Genomic DNA, 14,729 nt, shown 5'->3' on the forward strand with positions numbered 1-14,729 from the left:
TTCTTAACGTGAAATCAGAATGATTAACTTAAATAGAGATTATCTACCCACTGATAAACCAGTGGTTTAATTTTGTCTATGTAATAACACGGATTAATAACAGAATAAAAGAGCAATATAATACCGCAGTATTCAGCTCAACCGTTCACAAGAAAGTTAATCATTGAGCTCCCCATTCAATCATTTTATCCGAGGGGGGATTCAATCTTTGATAAATTATCTTCGGCAAACGCGACCTTATTTCGCCCATCTTTTTTAGCCCGATAAAGTGCTTCATCCGCAGCTTTGAGTGAAGAGGCCAGATCATAGGATTGCAAAGGAGATATCCCCGCGCTTAAGGTGACGGTCGTGGACACTTTGTGATTGAAAACATGTGGAATATCAAGGCTTAATACTCGCTGCCGTACACGCTCAGCTAACTGGGTGGCATACTCTTCGCTTACATGTGTCAGCAACACTAAAAACTCTTCGCCACCATAGCGCACCACGATATCACGCGAACGCACAGCATCACGAATCGCTGCCGCCACCCGCACTAGAGCTTGGTCTCCCATGGTATGACCATAGTTATCGTTATAGGCCTTAAAATGGTCGATATCCAGTAGTAATACATAATGATTACCGGGAGACTGCGCGAGTAATGTCTCCAGTTTATTTTCCAATCCACGGCGGTTATATAAACTGGTGAGCGGATCTATCATGCTTAAATCACTGAATTTTTCTCTTTCATTATAAAGGTGTACAACAAGTTTACGGGTGAAATCATCACTACGGCGCAACATTAAATGATGCAAAGAGAAGCCAATCAGAGGCAGCATAATTGTGAATATGATGCGGAAAATATTTTGGAAGTCATCCAAAAAAATAACAGTTAATGCAGAGGGGGCGGAATGCAAACAAAAAGCGAGAAAGTTATCAGATAGGGCAATTGTGCCGATAAAGAAAATCGTAAACAGACTAAGTAATAAGTAGTTATTTTCATTTGCCCCCAGATACTCGTATTTCAGAATGACTTGCCAGGCCCAAAGTACGCCTATGATAATTGAAAATAAATTCAATTTATCGGCATAATTCTTCGAAATGAAAATCAAATATGCAGCTGCGCTGAGACTGATAACCGTGATCATGATGATAGGTAATGTCACGACGGGCGTTTCAGGGGACGGTAATATCATACTAAAAATAGCTGACGACGCATTAAGAAATAGAAAAAGCAATAAAGAGAGCCGATGCTTACTTTTCAGAAGCTGATCGTAGGAATGGCTATTCATGTTCAATTCACTCTGCATAATGGCGTGCTGTCAGTAGACAAATAAACAATATCTTCATGAAGCCCCTTTATTTGAGCATCACGATAAATAGTTTTTTTAAGTAATTATTTTTGTTTGAATCTTTTTAACACTGCTTTAGGAATTTTCTTAGTCAAAATTATCATTTTTGTCTCAGCCTGTCATCATGATGTCGATCAACTAATCAATTTACTCCTCTAAATCTGATATATCGATGGTATCAATGGCTCAGGGGCAGCTAAACCACACATTTTGTCATGACAACTTCATGATGCAGACTCTTCCAGAGTAATATATGATATTGGTTATCATTATCATTATCACTTGAGTGGAGATCATTATGATTACAGCCAGATTTTCAGCTTACCGTTCATGGGGGATAAGTGGTTTATTAAGTCGTGGGATGTCCAGTGGCTGGGGGATGTTACTGCCTGTTGCTTTGCTACCGGTATTGGGGTGGGCTGATATTACTGTGGGTCAGTTGCGAGTGCTGATTGTGGTCGCTATGCTGGCGACGGTGAGCATGCTTTATCACACGCGGTTGCGGCACTTTTTATTACTGCCATCTTGTCTGGCGCTTTTGGCGGGTTTTGTCGCAATATTGATGCACAATGGCATCCATTGACAGAGCAGAACTATAAAGAAAGGGTTTAATAGGTGCTGATATGAGAAATCATCGTGGTGCGAAGGGAGGGACTTGAACCCTCACGTCCGTAAGAACACTAACACCTGAAGCTAGCGCGTCTACCAATTCCGCCACCATCGCCCAAATGATTTCTTACTGCTGTGCCCATTATACTTCAAACTGCATGTGCGTTTACCGCCTTGCTGCAACTCGAATGACTTTGGGACTATCTTGAAAAGAGTAAAACTTAGGATTTATATCACCAGCTTGGTGCGAAGGGAGGGACTTGAACCCTCACGTCCGTAAGAACACTAACACCTGAAGCTAGCGCGTCTACCAATTCCGCCACCATCGCATGTGCTGTGCAATATAAATCATTCCCTTCATATTTGAACCCGCAGGGGTTAGTTTCACGACTCATCCAAATCACTTACTTGAGTAAGTTTATCGGGATGGGGTTGCTCACGGCTTACCTGCAATTCAAATTACTTTGGGTATTTACTGCTGATTATTCAAAAAGACTGTTTGGTGCGAAGGGAGGGACTTGAACCCTCACGTCCGTAAGAACACTAACACCTGAAGCTAGCGCGTCTACCAATTCCGCCACCATCGCGTACCGGAACATGACTTTTTGATACAACCACGGGGGCGAATTCTAGAGATTTTCGCGTTCAGGTCAATACTTATTTCCCCTAAGCGGGACGTTCGCTGTAAAAAGCATCATATGTTGATCAAATGATTTGATTACCGGCGTTTTTCTTATTTTGGGCTTACCGCGTCATGTGGGTGGATTCCGGTGGATAATGGGCGAATAGTTCAATTAACCAGTCAATTAACACCCTAACTCTGGGGGCCAAAAAGCGCCCTGGGGGGAACATGATAAACAGTGGCATTACTGGCGGCGGCATATGAGATAATACTTCAATCAGTTCGCCTTGTGCTAATTGCCCCTGAATTCCTGCCGTGGGCACTTGAATTAATCCTAAACCTGCGACCCCCGCCGCGATATAAGCATCCGCGCCGCTGACACTCAAGATACTGGGCAAAACGCGATTTTCAATTTTCCCCTGACACACAAATTCTAGCGGATAATCGCGGTTATTTAATTGGGAGAAATAGCCCACAGATTGATGGCCCGCTAAGTCATCCAGTGACAGCGGAATGCCGTATTTTTCCAAATAAGCTGGGGATGCGCAGGTAATTTGTGGTTGCTGGCCAATATTCCGCGCGGCTAATTGTTCATCATGGGGCAGCCAGGCGCGCAGTACACAATCCACACCTTCACGCATGAGGTCGATAGTGCTGTCATTGGCGCCGAGAATCAGTGTGATATGGGGATAGCGCTGATAAAAGTCACTCAGCGCAGGGATAACCACATTGCGCGCCAGTGAATGGGGCATATCAATGCGCACTTTCCCTTCCGGTTGTAGCCGCTGGTGACTGAACAGCGAATCCGCCTCTTCAAATGCCGACAACAATTGCAAGCAGCGCTGGTAATAGAGTGTGCCCTCAGCGGTGATATTCACTTGTCGAGTGGTGCGCACCAGCAAGCGGACGCCTAGGCGCTGCTCTAACCGCTTTAAAGTATGGCTGACCGTAGCGCGCGGTAATTGCAGTTTTTCTGCTGCGCGACTGAAACTGCCCAGCTCAACAATACGCACGAATATTCTCATGGCTTGTATCTGGTCCATAACTGCGTCCGCCTATTGTTGGTGTTTTTTGAACAGTGATGAGCAGTTTGCATTATTTATCTTTCCTCGCGAAACAACCACACTTTCTTCCGACATCACTAATGGGGAGTATCACAATGCAACAACGTCAATTAGGTTCGAATGGCCCACGGGTTTCTGCTCTGGGTCTTGGCTGCATGGGAATGAGTGACTTCTATTCCACCAATCAGGACGCCAATGAGTCCATTGCTACCCTACATCGGGCACTGGAACTGGGTGTGACTTTGCTGGATACCGCTGATATGTATGGCCCATTTACCAATGAAGAGTTAGTGGGGCGGGCGATTAAGGGCAAACGTGATCAGGTCTTTTTAGCCACCAAGTTCGGTATTGTTCGTGATCCCGCTGATCCCACCGTTCGCGGTGTGAGCAGCCGTCCTGATTATATTCGTCAGTCGGTTGACGGCAGCCTGAAGCGCTTAGGTGTTGATGTTATTGATCTTTACTACCAGCACCGTGGTGATCCGACGGTGCCGGTTGAAGATGTCATTGGGACTTTGGCTGATTTGGTCACGGCGGGGAAAATCCGCTATATCGGGCTAAGCGAAGTATCAGCATCAACATTGGAAAAAGCCCATCAGGTGTACCCGATTACTGCAGTACAGAGTGAATACTCACTGTGGACGCGGGATGTGGAAACTTCAATCTTGGCAACTTGCCAACGATTAGGTGTCGGGTTTGTGGCCTATAGCCCCTTGGGGCGTGGTTTTCTGACGGGAGCAATACGCAGCCTGAATGATTTGGCCGCTGATGATTTCCGCCGTGATAACCCTCGTTTCCAAGGCGATAATTTTGCGCTGAATCTGGCATTGGCCGATACCGTGACAAAAATGGCGCAAGATAAAGGGGTTAAGCCGTCACAATTAGCTTTAGCGTGGGTGTTAGCGCAGGGAGAATACATTGTGCCCATTCCTGGCACCAAGCGTCGCAGTTATTTAGCAGAGAATCTGGGGGCATTGGATGTGGTGCTCAGCGCGCAAGAGTTGGCGGCGTTGGATGCAGTATTCCCCTTCCATGCCGCAGCAGGTGAACGCTACGGCGCGGAAGGGATGGCCCATCTGAATGCTTAATTAACGTTTTTTCTTAGGATCTCGTGGCGGACGCCCGACAGTTGCCTGATACACCTTAAAACGGCCATTTTGCGCCAGCACTTCATGGCTGCCAAATGCGGCATCCAGCAGTGCAGGGTACGGCAAGAAGGAGTTCGCCACGATCCGCAATTTACCGCCCACATGCAAGTGCGCAGTTGCGCCCCTGATCAGCATTTCTGCTGCGGTCAGGCTGGTTTGGATCCCATCATGGAAAGGGGGATTTGAAATAATCATCTCAAAGCGGCCTTTAATATCAGAGTAGACATTGCTGGCAATGACTTGCGCGTCGATATTATTTGCCGCCAGTGTTGCTCGGCTGGCTTCAATTGCCGCCGCGCTAACATCACTCAACGTCCATTTGATTTTTGGCGATTGTTGCGCCAATACTGAAGCCAGTACCCCAGCGCCACACCCGACATCCAACACACTGCCTTTAAACGGCTCGCTGAAAGTTGAAAGCAGCAGATGGCTGCCAGAATCTAGCGAATCACGGCTGAATACACCCGGCAGGGTTTTTACGATGACATCGCCAATCTGATAGCTTTCCCACCAGGCATCAGCATCAAACTCTGGCTGTTTATCCAGTCGACCATGATAAAGGCCACAACGGCGGGCGCTATCAATTTTGGTTAATTGCGCGAACTCTGACAGCATTTCCTCTGCACTGCGCACACCGCTGCGATTCTCACCAACCACGAAAACATCACAACCGACCGGCAGTAATGACAGTAAATTTGCCAGTTGGAACTGGGCTTCCTGTTTGCTTTTTGGCCAGTAATAAACCAGCGTATCGCAGGTTGCTACGATTTCAGGTGTTGCCACAAGACCGAATTGAACATTCTCTTCCAGCGTGTTGCTCAGCAATTGCCAGTGGTGATATTGATTGGTGTGAACCCGTACCCCGGCTGCATCAAATTGCGCTGGCAGCGCATCTTGTAAATCACCGGCAAACAACACGTGGCGGGCTAGAAATTCATCACTATGGCGCAGTATCACTTCACTGGCTGGGGTTAATGCAGACATCAGTCTTTGGCTCCTTAAGAATATGATCGGGGATTATAGAGGTTTGTTGGCGCATGTTCGATGGGTTTGCTAGCATAGTGTCGAAATACGGGTTGCTTTGACAGGAAAGAGCATGGCATCAAGACGAGACTTGCTGTTACAACAACTGGGTATTACGCAGTGGACATTGCGCCGCCCGGCCGTCTTGCAGGGTGAAATTGCAATACGTTTGCCCGATGATACCCGCCTGTTGATTGTAGCCGATCCGCTTCCTGAACAGGATGACCCGCTGTTGTGTGATGTGCTGCGCAGCTTGGGGCTGACTTCCCGTCAAGCTTATGTGCTGACGCCGGATCAGGTGGCGATGTTACCCGAAGAGACACAGTGCAACAGTTGGCGATTGGGCATCAGTGAACCGCTTGCGGTCGCCGGTGCGCAGTTATACAGCCCGGCACTGACCGGACTTTATCAAGACGCGAGCGCTAAGCGCGCACTTTGGCAGCAGATTTGTCATCATGAAGCAGATTTCTATCCTGACGCCAGCCGATCTGGCCATAGCGTACCAAATTGAGCAAGCCAGCCATGCTTTTCCTTGGACGGAAAAAACGTTAGCCAGCAACCAAGGCGAGCGCTACCTCAATTTCAAGCTGACTGTTGGGGAGCAGATGGCCGGTTTTGCCATTACCCAAATTGTATTGGATGAAGCAACATTATTTAATATTGCTATTGATCCGCAGTTTCAGCGCCAGGGCTGTGGCCGTTTACTGCTTGAACATGTCATTGCACAGTTGGAAATGCGTAATATCTTCACGCTTTGGCTCGAAGTTCGGGCCTCAAATACTCGGGCAATAGCCTTGTATGAGAGCTTGGGGTTCAACGAAGTTTCCGTGCGCCGCAACTATTACCCAAGTGCGGATGGCCGCGAAGATGCCATTATGATGGCATTACCAATGGGATAGCGCTTTTTTGCGGGTTATCTGTCTTGAATAAATTGTCTATCCCGCATAAATCAGGGAAAATACCGCGCTATAACCACTTATACCCAAGTGATAGGAATGTCCGCTTAGAATGTGGCGTTTCAAGTAGGGTATAGCGCCATAATCAATGCCTTGCTTTGCTTGGGACTTACATCACTAGGATGTGAGGCCCAGAGCAGGGCGGCCTAAAAGTAGAAATTTCAAATTATGTCTCCAAGTGAATATGCACTGGAAATCGCGAAAAGACGTACTTTCGCGATTATTTCCCACCCCGATGCCGGTAAGACCACTATTACCGAAAAAGTGTTGCTGTTCGGACACGCCATTCAGACCGCCGGTACGGTAAAGGGCCGTGGCTCAAGCCACCATGCCAAATCTGACTGGATGGAAATGGAGAAACAACGCGGTATTTCCATCACGACGTCCGTGATGCAGTTTCCGTATGGCGGTTGTCTGGTCAACTTACTTGATACCCCAGGGCATGAAGACTTCTCCGAGGATACTTACCGCACGCTAACCGCCGTTGACTGCTGTTTAATGGTGATTGATGCGGCGAAAGGGGTCGAAGACCGGACCCGCAAACTGATGGAAGTTACTCGTCTGCGCGATACGCCGATCCTGACTTTTATGAACAAATTGGACCGCGATATTCGTGATCCAATGGAAGTGCTGGATGAAGTGGAACGCGAGCTGAAAATTGCCTGTTCCCCTATCACCTGGCCGATTGGTTGCGGTAAGTTATTTAAAGGTGTTTATCACCTTTATAAGGACGAAACTTATCTGTACCAGACCGGTAAAGGCCACACCATTCAGGAAGTGCGCATTGTTAAAGGGCTGAATAATCCGGAGCTGGACATTGCCGTCGGTGAAGATTTGGCAAAACAGTTCCGCCAAGAGCTGGAGCTGGTTCAGGGGGCGTCTCATGAGTTTGATCATGACGCTTTCTTGTCGGGTGATTTAACACCGGTATTCTTCGGTACCGCACTGGGTAACTTTGGTGTCGACCATATGCTGGATGGCTTGGTCGAGTGGGCACCAGCGCCGATGCCACGTAAAACCGATACCCGCGAAGTGGTGGCGGCCGAAGAGAAATTCACCGGTTTTGTCTTTAAGATTCAGGCCAATATGGACCCGAAACACCGTGACCGCGTAGCTTTCTTACGTGTGGTTTCTGGCCGCTTTGAAAAAGGCATGAAACTGCGTCAGGTGCGCATCAAGAAAGATGTGGTGATTTCAGATGCACTGACCTTTATGGCCGGTGACCGTTCCCACCTCGAAGAAGCCTATGCAGGGGATATTATCGGCCTGCACAACCACGGGACTATTCAGATTGGTGATACCTTCACTCAAGGTGAAGATATGAAGTTCACCGGTATTCCTAACTTTGCACCTGAATTGTTCCGCCGTATTCGTTTACGTGACCCATTGAAACAAAAACAGTTGCTCAAAGGTTTGGTTCAGTTGTCAGAAGAGGGTGCGGTGCAAGTCTTCCGCCCACTGACTAATAACGATCTGATTGTTGGGGCTGTTGGTGTTCTGCAGTTTGAAGTGGTGTCTTCGCGTCTGAAAAGCGAATACAACGTCGAGGCGGTATATGAATCCGTTAACGTATCAACCGCGCGTTGGGTTGAATGTGATGATGTGAAGAAATTCGAAGAGTTTAAACGTAAGAATGAGCTTAACCTGGCATTGGATGGTGGTGATAATTTGAGCTATATCGCGCCCACTATGGTCAATCTTAATATTACGCAAGAACGTTATCCGGAAGTGCGTTTCCGTAAAACTCGCGAGCATTAATCAAGCTGTCAGCCGCATTCTGTCGGGGTACTTAGTGCCCCGATTCATTAATTTTTCTCATTATTTTTTCTCTAAGATAACTCCTACTTAGGTATTATATTTCCGTTTTAGTCCTATTCCGACTGTAAATCTTCTGAGATGCTCTATCTTTATAGATACCAGCAGGATTGACTTGCATCAAATTAGAGTGAGTTAATCTGCAATAATCGTAAAGTATTCATCAAATGCCCACCCATATAAGGTGGCGTAAGAATCCGAAAACTGGGGCGTTATTCCAGTCCAGGATTCAAAACAATAAAGGAAGAAATCGATGACAAACACAAAATTTGCCCGTTCAATGATGGCTGTTGTTTTAGGTACCATACTGGTAAGTGGTAGCGTCTTCGCCGAAGACACAATGCTTAATAAGACTAACAACGTTGTAGACAGCACTGGTGCGAAACTCGATAGTTCCATGAAGAAAGTCGATAATTACATGGGCGACAGCGCTGCAACGGCCAAAGTAAAAAGCGCATTGCTGGAAGAGAAAACCCTTAAAAGCACTGATATCTCAGTAGAAACTAATCATGGTGTTGTGACTCTGACAGGCTTTGTCAGTTCTCAGGCAGAAGCTGAAACCGCAGTTGATATCGCCAAAAATATTGAAGGCGTTAAATCTGTTAGCGATAAGCTACATGTGAAAGATCAGAAATCACAATCCGTCAGTGAATATGCTGGTGATGCCGCAACCACCAGTTCAATAAAAGCCAAATTACTGGCTGATGACATCGTACCATCACGTAAAATCACAGTAGAAACGACGGATGGCGTGGTGCAATTATCCGGTAATGTTGAAAATAAAGCTCAGGCCGAACGTGCCGAAAGTATTGCTAAAGCCGTTGATGGCGTAAAAAGCGTTAAAAACGACCTCAGCATCAAGCCTTAATTATTATCTGGCTGATGGGTATTTCGTGGGCAACAATATAACCTGCGAAATACCCGTTAATAAGTATGTCAGCTAAATAATTCATCCAATAAATCCAAATAATACAACTTCTGTCAAATACGCTACTTTTAAATAGACAGAGGTGGTTAAAGAGTGATTTTTGAACGTCAGTTTACGAAGTCATTTTTTCAAACGGGAAGGAGAAGCTTATGTTTCGCTGGGGCATTATATTTCTGGTTATTGCGTTAATCGCGGCGGCATTAGGTTTTGGGGGGCTAGCCGGTACAGCAGCCTGGGCCGCGAAAGTTGTTTTCGTCGTCGGTATTATTCTATTCCTCATCAGTTTGTTTACAGGACGTAAACGCCTTTAGTCAGGCGCAAGGGTTACAGCAAGGGTAAGAAGGGGTATCCTCAACACCTGTTGTAACGCAATGAGGATAGATGGTGGGATACAGAATACCTATCACGCTCGGTAATATTGAGCCACTCGCCTATAAACCATACCAACCCGGTAAAATGGCGTTGGTTTGCGAGGGCGGCGGGCAGCGGGGAATTTTTACAGCCGGTGTGCTGGATGAATTCCAGCGCGCCCGCTTTAACCCTTTTGATTTGATGATTGGCACCTCTGCTGGTGCGCAAAATCTCTCTGCTTTTATCTGTGGCCAACCCGGCTATGCACGCCGCGTCATTACCCGTTACACCACTACAGCTAACTTCTTCAATCCATTGCGCTTTGTTCGCGGTGGCCACTTAATTGATCTCGATTGGCTGGTGGATATCACCTCCCAGCAGTTACCGTTAGCTATGGATCAAGCCGAACAACATCTGCGTGATGGCCGTGAGTTTCTCATGTGCGCTTGCCGCAGTGATGATTTCGAACCCACCTATATCTCTCCAACCCGAGAAAGCTGGTTACCGGCCATTAAGGCCTCCAGTGCTATTCCAGGATTGTATCGTCAAGGTGTTGATTTAGATGGGATTAGCTATCAAGATGGCGGTATTAGTGATGCGATTCCTGTAGAGGAAGCTTATCGCCGTGGGGCTGATACGATTGTGGTTATCCGCACAGTACCTTCGCAGGCTTATTATACGCCGCAATGGATGAAGCGGATGGAGCACTGGCTGAGTGAGAGTAGCTTGCAGCAACTGGTGCGAATTATGCAGCAGCATGAGCAGAGTTATCATCGTATTCAGCAATTTATTGAAAAGCCGCCGGGTGACTTGCGTATTTTCGAGATTTTCCCGCCTAAACCCCTTGCCAGTAATGCACTGGGGAGCCGAATCGCGGCTCTGAATCGTGATTACCATTTAGGGCGTCGTTGCGGCCGCTATTTTTTGGCAACTGTCGGGCATTGGCTGTTGCCTAAAGATCAGTTGGAGCAGTCTGAAATCAAGGGGGAGAAAACGTCGATTTCTCTTTCCCGCCGTATGATTCAACCGCAAGATATTAACCAACCAGATGATATGGCTGACTTTATTGATATTGATAATGATGATTCTTCATTTGATATCACTCAATCGCCGGATATTATTGCGCCAGCCGTCACCGCGAAAATTACCAACCATCTTCCACCGCAGATGACAGTGGCAGACAGTGGGCTAATTATCCCTGCGGCGACACGGAGCAAAAAGAAGCCTCTGCAAGCGGATATTATTTTGCCGCCTGATGTGGCGAAAACCAAAGGTGATACCGCGTAATGGCATGGCGCAGCGGGCAGATGCCCTATTTTATTGATACCCATTGCCACTTTGATTTCCCTCCTTTCAGCGGCGCGGAAACAGCCAGCTTAATGAGTGCTGCGCAAGCGAATGTCAGGCAAATTATTGTGCCCGCGGTCAGTGCTGATTATTTTCCTCGCATTCTCGATTTGGCGGCTAACTATCCGCCACTATTTGCCGCACTGGGCATGCATCCGCTTTATATTGCGCAGCATCAGGAAGCTGATTTAGCCATATTGGCCTCGGCGCTGCGGAATAAAACAGAGAAGCTGGTGGCGGTGGGAGAAATTGGCCTGGATCTCTATATGGATGAGCCGCAGTTACCCCGTCAATTAGCGCTATTGAATGCCCAATTGAAGCTCGCCAGGCAGCATGATCTCCCGGTCATTTTGCATTCGCGCCGATCACATGACCAACTCGCTTCTGCCTTGCGTAAAGTCGCTTTGCCCTGCACTGGTGTGGTACACGGCTTTGCAGGCAGTTTAGCCCAAGCACAGGCATTCATTCGCTTGGGTTATTACATTGGTGTGGGGGGAACTATCACTTATGAACGGGCGCAGAAAACTCGACATGTTATGGCGGCATTACCCCTTTCAGCCCTATTGCTGGAGACCGACGCGCCGGATATGCCCCTTGCGGGTTTTCAAGGCCAACCCAATCGGCCAGAGCAAGCCGCGAATGTATTTGCGGTGTTGTGTGAGTTACGCCAAGAAGCGCCATCAGAGATTGCGGCCCATCTTTTGCAAAATAGCCAACGTTTATTTCAATTACCCTCAGTTGATTAATGCCCGCGATAGTCTTTTGATTTCATTATGCAAATCATCCTAATAGTTAGCGTGCTTTCACTTTTTGCTATTTTAATGTGATTTTGGTCACGTTAACTGCTTTGTGTTTGCTTTCAGTTGTGTTTATTTGTGACAGAGATTGTTTGATAGCCAGATCATGCCGGTATAATCCATCCCCACATTATTCAAATACAAATCATTAACAGGATTATCTGCATGCTCATGAGTTTAGTTGGAATGGCAGTACTGATATTAATAGCCGTGCTTCTTTCAAGTAATTTTAGGGCGATTAATATCCGCACTGTAGTTGGGGCATTTATTATTCAGGTGGGTATTGGTGCGCTGGTATTATATGTCCCGGTGGGACGCCGTATCCTTGGCGGGATGTCCGAAGGTGTCGCGAATGTTATTGCTTACGGCAATGATGGGATTTCATTTATGTTTGGCGGCTTGGTTTCCGACAAAATGTTTGAAGTCTTTGGCGGCGGTGGTTTTGTATTTGCCCTGCGAGTATTGCCCGTTATTGTATTCTTCTCCTCTTTAATCGCCGTTTTATATTATCTCGGCGTTATGCAATTGGTGATTAAAGTATTAGGTGGTGGGTTACAGAAGCTATTGGGAACTTCGCGTACTGAATCTCTTTCCGCGACAGCCAATATTTTTGTCGGGCAAACCGAAGCCCCATTGGTCGTGCGGCCCTATATTGCCACTATGACTCAATCTGAATTGTTTGCGGTAATGTGTGGCGGTTTAGCCTCCGTCGCGGGTTCAGTATTAGCCGGTTATGCACAAATGGGCGTGCCGCTGGAATACCTGATTGCGGCCTCCTTTATGGCGGCTCCCGGCGGGTTGTTGTTCGCTAAATTGATGGTGCCAGAAACTGAAAAAACGCACGATACTGTGGATGCTACCACTCTGATTGCTGAAGATGAGCGCCCGGCTAACATCATTGATGCTGCGGCATCGGGTGCGGCTTCCGGTCTGCAATTAGCACTTAATGTCGGCGCTATGCTATTAGCTTTTATCGCATTGATTGCATTGCTAAATGGTATTCTGGGCGGGATTGGCGGCTGGTTTGATTATCCGCAACTCTCTATGGAATTGATTTTGGGCTGGGTATTCTCGCCAATTGCTTATCTGATAGGGATTCCGTGGAGTGAGGCCATGGTAGCAGGCTCCTTTATCGGCCAGAAAATCATTGTGAATGAGTTCGTGGCGTTTATGAATTTCGGTCAATATTTACAAGCTGAAGAGTTAGTTAAAGCAGCGGGTTTACAGGTAGTTTCTGAACATTCAAAAGCCATTATTTCCTTCGCACTGTGTGGTTTTGCTAACTTGTCCTCTGTCGCCATCTTGTTGGGCGGGCTAGGTAGCATGGCACCTAACCGCCGCCATGATATCGCGCGCTTTGGTCTGAAAGCTGTTGCAGCAGGGACTCTGTCGAATCTGATGAGTGCCACTATCGCGGGTTTCTTCCTCGCCCTGTAATTCGGCCAGCTTGATTGGCCATTTTGGTCTGGGCAGTGCTCATTACCGTCACATACTACCTGTATGCTGCGGTTCTTGTGCGCTGTCCGTCCTCAAACAGGAGGCACGACTAACTCCTCATTATTTTATGGTTCCGCCCCATAATCCTGCGGATTCCTCCGCATAAGCTATCCTTGATGCAAGTGGGCGTAATAGTGTCAGTCAGCTATAAATGAGGTTATTTTGTGACTTTAATCACATATAATTTTCATCTGTTACAAGTTACTATTGATTAGTGTGAATTTGAACACATCTCATGTGCTGATATCGTGTTCAAATAGAGCTATAAGTTAGTGCGGTGAGATGGATCTCAATTGCCACCCATACAGGGGCTATCTTCAAGGAACCAAGTCCGCTCGCCAACGTATTGAGCTAGAACTATACGGCTCATAAATAAATACTCAGTTTTGGCAAGGTGCCGGGGCTGAAAAGTGTTGGAGAGTTTTATGACCGATTTAACCGCCTGCGCGAATCTAAATGATTATGCCAAACGCGCGCTGAGTTTAATGGATTTAACCACCCTGAATGACGACGATACCGACGATAAGGTTATTGCTCTGTGTCATCAGGCTAAAAGTCCTGCCGGTAATACAGCGGCAATCTGTATTTATCCTCGCTTTATTCCTATTGCGCGTAAAACATTACGTGAGCAAGGAACACCTGAAATCCGCATTGCAACGGTCACCAATTTCCCTCATGGCAATGATGATATTCCTATTGCGCTGGCTGAAACCCGGGCTGCGATTGCCTATGGTGCGGATGAAGTGGACGTCGTTTTCCCCTATCGCGCTTTAATGGCCGGTAACGATAAAGTCGGTTTTGAATTGGTGAAACAGTGCAAAGAAGCTTGTGCTGATGCCAATGTATTGCTGAAAGTTATCATTGAAACCGGTGAGTTAAAGCAAGAGCATTTGATTCGCCAAGCCTCCGAGATTGCTATCAAAGCCGGGGCTGATTTTATCAAAACCTCCACCGGCAAGGTGCCGGTTAATGCCACGCTGGAAAGTGCCAGCATCATGATGCGCACTATTCGTGACTTGGGAGTGGCGAAAACCGTTGGTTTTAAACCTGCGGGGGGCGTACGTACTGCAGAAGACGCCGCGCAATTCCTGCAACTGGCCGACCAATTGATGGGCGAAGGTTGGGCTGATGCTCGCCACTTCCGTTTTGGCGCATCCAGTCTGTTGGGCAGCTTGTTGACGACATTGGGTCATCAGAGCAACAGCAACAGCACCGGCTACTAACCATTATCTCAGTCATTG

14 protein-coding genes and 3 tRNA genes are annotated in these 14,729 nt (G+C 47.2%); 11 read left to right on the forward strand and 6 right to left on the reverse strand.

From position 1 onward, the window contains the following. Positions 1-185 precede the first annotated feature (185 nt). Complete coding sequence (locus F0T03_RS03350; RefSeq protein WP_159677232.1) at positions 186-1,289, reverse strand: GGDEF domain-containing protein; 1,104 nt, start codon at positions 1,287-1,289, stop codon at positions 186-188. A gap of 340 nt (positions 1,290-1,629) precedes the next feature. Here F0T03_RS03350 and F0T03_RS03355 point away from each other — a divergent pair, with 340 nt between their 5' ends. Beyond that, on the forward strand, positions 1,630-1,914 hold the full coding sequence (locus F0T03_RS03355) for a DUF1435 family protein (RefSeq protein ID WP_145556207.1): 285 nt from the start codon (positions 1,630-1,632) through the stop codon (positions 1,912-1,914). 54 nt (positions 1,915-1,968) lie between these two features. On the opposite strand, the gene F0T03_RS03360 is transcribed toward F0T03_RS03355, so the two are convergent. The 4 genes from F0T03_RS03360 to F0T03_RS03375 form a co-directional block, all read right to left on the reverse strand. Further along, positions 1,969-2,055, reverse strand: a tRNA-Leu gene (locus F0T03_RS03360). Between the two features lie 127 nt (positions 2,056-2,182). Beyond that, positions 2,183-2,269 (reverse strand) — tRNA-Leu (locus F0T03_RS03365). Between the two features lie 171 nt (positions 2,270-2,440). Further along, positions 2,441-2,527, reverse strand: a tRNA-Leu gene (locus F0T03_RS03370). A 157-nt stretch (positions 2,528-2,684) separates the two neighbouring features. Next, the gene (locus F0T03_RS03375) at positions 2,685-3,605 is read right to left on the reverse strand and encodes a LysR family transcriptional regulator (RefSeq protein ID WP_159677233.1); all 921 of its coding nucleotides are present in this window, start codon (positions 3,603-3,605) and stop codon (positions 2,685-2,687) included. A 116-nt stretch (positions 3,606-3,721) separates the two neighbouring features. On the opposite strand from F0T03_RS03375, the gene F0T03_RS03380 reads away from it, so the two are divergent. Then, positions 3,722-4,714 carry an aldo/keto reductase gene (locus F0T03_RS03380; RefSeq protein WP_159677234.1) on the forward strand — a complete coding sequence of 331 codons (993 nt, stop codon included), beginning with the start codon at positions 3,722-3,724 and terminating at the stop codon, positions 4,712-4,714. On the opposite strand, the gene rsmC is transcribed toward F0T03_RS03380, so the two are convergent. Further along, on the reverse strand, positions 4,715-5,758 hold the full coding sequence (gene rsmC, locus F0T03_RS03385) for a 16S rRNA (guanine(1207)-N(2))-methyltransferase RsmC (RefSeq protein WP_145556204.1): 1,044 nt from the start codon (positions 5,756-5,758) through the stop codon (positions 4,715-4,717). 112 nt (positions 5,759-5,870) lie between these two features. Between rsmC and F0T03_RS03390 the strand changes: the two genes are divergently transcribed. The 9 genes from F0T03_RS03390 (at position 5,871) to deoC (ending at position 14,711) form a co-directional block, all read left to right on the forward strand. Continuing rightward, positions 5,871-6,308, forward strand: coding sequence for a DNA polymerase III subunit psi (locus F0T03_RS03390; RefSeq protein WP_145556203.1), 438 nt, complete (start codon positions 5,871-5,873; stop codon positions 6,306-6,308). Then, complete coding sequence (rimI, locus tag F0T03_RS03395) at positions 6,253-6,696, forward strand: ribosomal protein S18-alanine N-acetyltransferase (RefSeq protein ID WP_145556202.1); 444 nt, start codon at positions 6,253-6,255, stop codon at positions 6,694-6,696. The genes F0T03_RS03390 and rimI overlap by 56 nt, the downstream gene beginning before the upstream one ends. Before the next feature lie 225 nt (positions 6,697-6,921). Beyond that, the gene (gene prfC, locus F0T03_RS03400; RefSeq protein ID WP_145556201.1) at positions 6,922-8,511 is read left to right on the forward strand and encodes a peptide chain release factor 3; all 1,590 of its coding nucleotides are present in this window, start codon (positions 6,922-6,924) and stop codon (positions 8,509-8,511) included. A 310-nt stretch (positions 8,512-8,821) separates the two neighbouring features. After that, on the forward strand, positions 8,822-9,436 hold the full coding sequence (gene osmY, locus F0T03_RS03405; protein WP_159677235.1) for a molecular chaperone OsmY: 615 nt from the start codon (positions 8,822-8,824) through the stop codon (positions 9,434-9,436). A 209-nt stretch (positions 9,437-9,645) separates the two neighbouring features. Further along, the gene (locus F0T03_RS03410) at positions 9,646-9,807 is read left to right on the forward strand and encodes a DUF1328 domain-containing protein (protein ID WP_004389381.1); all 162 of its coding nucleotides are present in this window, start codon (positions 9,646-9,648) and stop codon (positions 9,805-9,807) included. A gap of 70 nt (positions 9,808-9,877) precedes the next feature. Continuing rightward, positions 9,878-11,134, forward strand: coding sequence for a patatin-like phospholipase family protein (locus F0T03_RS03415; protein ID WP_145556199.1), 1,257 nt, complete (start codon positions 9,878-9,880; stop codon positions 11,132-11,134). A gap of 20 nt (positions 11,135-11,154) precedes the next feature. Then, positions 11,155-11,940, forward strand: coding sequence for a TatD family hydrolase (locus F0T03_RS03420; protein ID WP_145556217.1), 786 nt, complete (start codon positions 11,155-11,157; stop codon positions 11,938-11,940). A 216-nt stretch (positions 11,941-12,156) separates the two neighbouring features. Continuing rightward, entirely contained in the window at positions 12,157-13,428 is a 1,272-nt protein-coding gene (locus tag F0T03_RS03425; RefSeq protein WP_159677236.1) for a NupC/NupG family nucleoside CNT transporter, read from the forward strand. 485 nt (positions 13,429-13,913) lie between these two features. Next, positions 13,914-14,711, forward strand: a complete 798-nt coding sequence (gene deoC / locus F0T03_RS03430) for a deoxyribose-phosphate aldolase (protein WP_145556197.1) — start codon at positions 13,914-13,916, stop codon at positions 14,709-14,711. Positions 14,712-14,729: the final 18 nt, after the last annotated feature.

This window comes from Yersinia canariae (assembly GCF_009831415.1).
Classification (GTDB): Bacteria; Pseudomonadota; Gammaproteobacteria; order Enterobacterales; family Enterobacteriaceae; genus Yersinia; species Yersinia canariae.

What these genes read in the sequence shown, in the direction of transcription:
- F0T03_RS03420 (WP_145556217.1), top strand. Translation starts at nt 11,155, where the DNA reads ATGCCCTATTTTATTGATACCCATTGCCACTTTGATTTCCCTCCTTTC.
- F0T03_RS03375 (WP_159677233.1), bottom strand. Translation starts at nt 3,605, where the DNA reads ATGGACCAGATACAAGCCATGAGAATATTCGTGCGTATTGTTGAGCTG.
- osmY (WP_159677235.1), top strand. Translation starts at nt 8,822, where the DNA reads ATGACAAACACAAAATTTGCCCGTTCAATGATGGCTGTTGTTTTAGGT.
- F0T03_RS03380 (WP_159677234.1), top strand. Translation starts at nt 3,722, where the DNA reads ATGCAACAACGTCAATTAGGTTCGAATGGCCCACGGGTTTCTGCTCTG.
- rsmC (WP_145556204.1), bottom strand. Translation starts at nt 5,758, where the DNA reads ATGTCTGCATTAACCCCAGCCAGTGAAGTGATACTGCGCCATAGTGAT.
- prfC (WP_145556201.1), top strand. Translation starts at nt 6,922, where the DNA reads ATGTCTCCAAGTGAATATGCACTGGAAATCGCGAAAAGACGTACTTTC.
- F0T03_RS03355 (WP_145556207.1), top strand. Translation starts at nt 1,630, where the DNA reads ATGATTACAGCCAGATTTTCAGCTTACCGTTCATGGGGGATAAGTGGT.
- rimI (WP_145556202.1), top strand. Translation starts at nt 6,253, where the DNA reads ATGAAGCAGATTTCTATCCTGACGCCAGCCGATCTGGCCATAGCGTAC.
- F0T03_RS03410 (WP_004389381.1), top strand. Translation starts at nt 9,646, where the DNA reads ATGTTTCGCTGGGGCATTATATTTCTGGTTATTGCGTTAATCGCGGCG.
- F0T03_RS03350 (WP_159677232.1), bottom strand. Translation starts at nt 1,289, where the DNA reads ATGCAGAGTGAATTGAACATGAATAGCCATTCCTACGATCAGCTTCTG.
- deoC (WP_145556197.1), top strand. Translation starts at nt 13,914, where the DNA reads ATGACCGATTTAACCGCCTGCGCGAATCTAAATGATTATGCCAAACGC.
- F0T03_RS03390 (WP_145556203.1), top strand. Translation starts at nt 5,871, where the DNA reads ATGGCATCAAGACGAGACTTGCTGTTACAACAACTGGGTATTACGCAG.
- F0T03_RS03425 (WP_159677236.1), top strand. Translation starts at nt 12,157, where the DNA reads ATGCTCATGAGTTTAGTTGGAATGGCAGTACTGATATTAATAGCCGTG.
- F0T03_RS03415 (WP_145556199.1), top strand. Translation starts at nt 9,878, where the DNA reads ATGGTGGGATACAGAATACCTATCACGCTCGGTAATATTGAGCCACTC.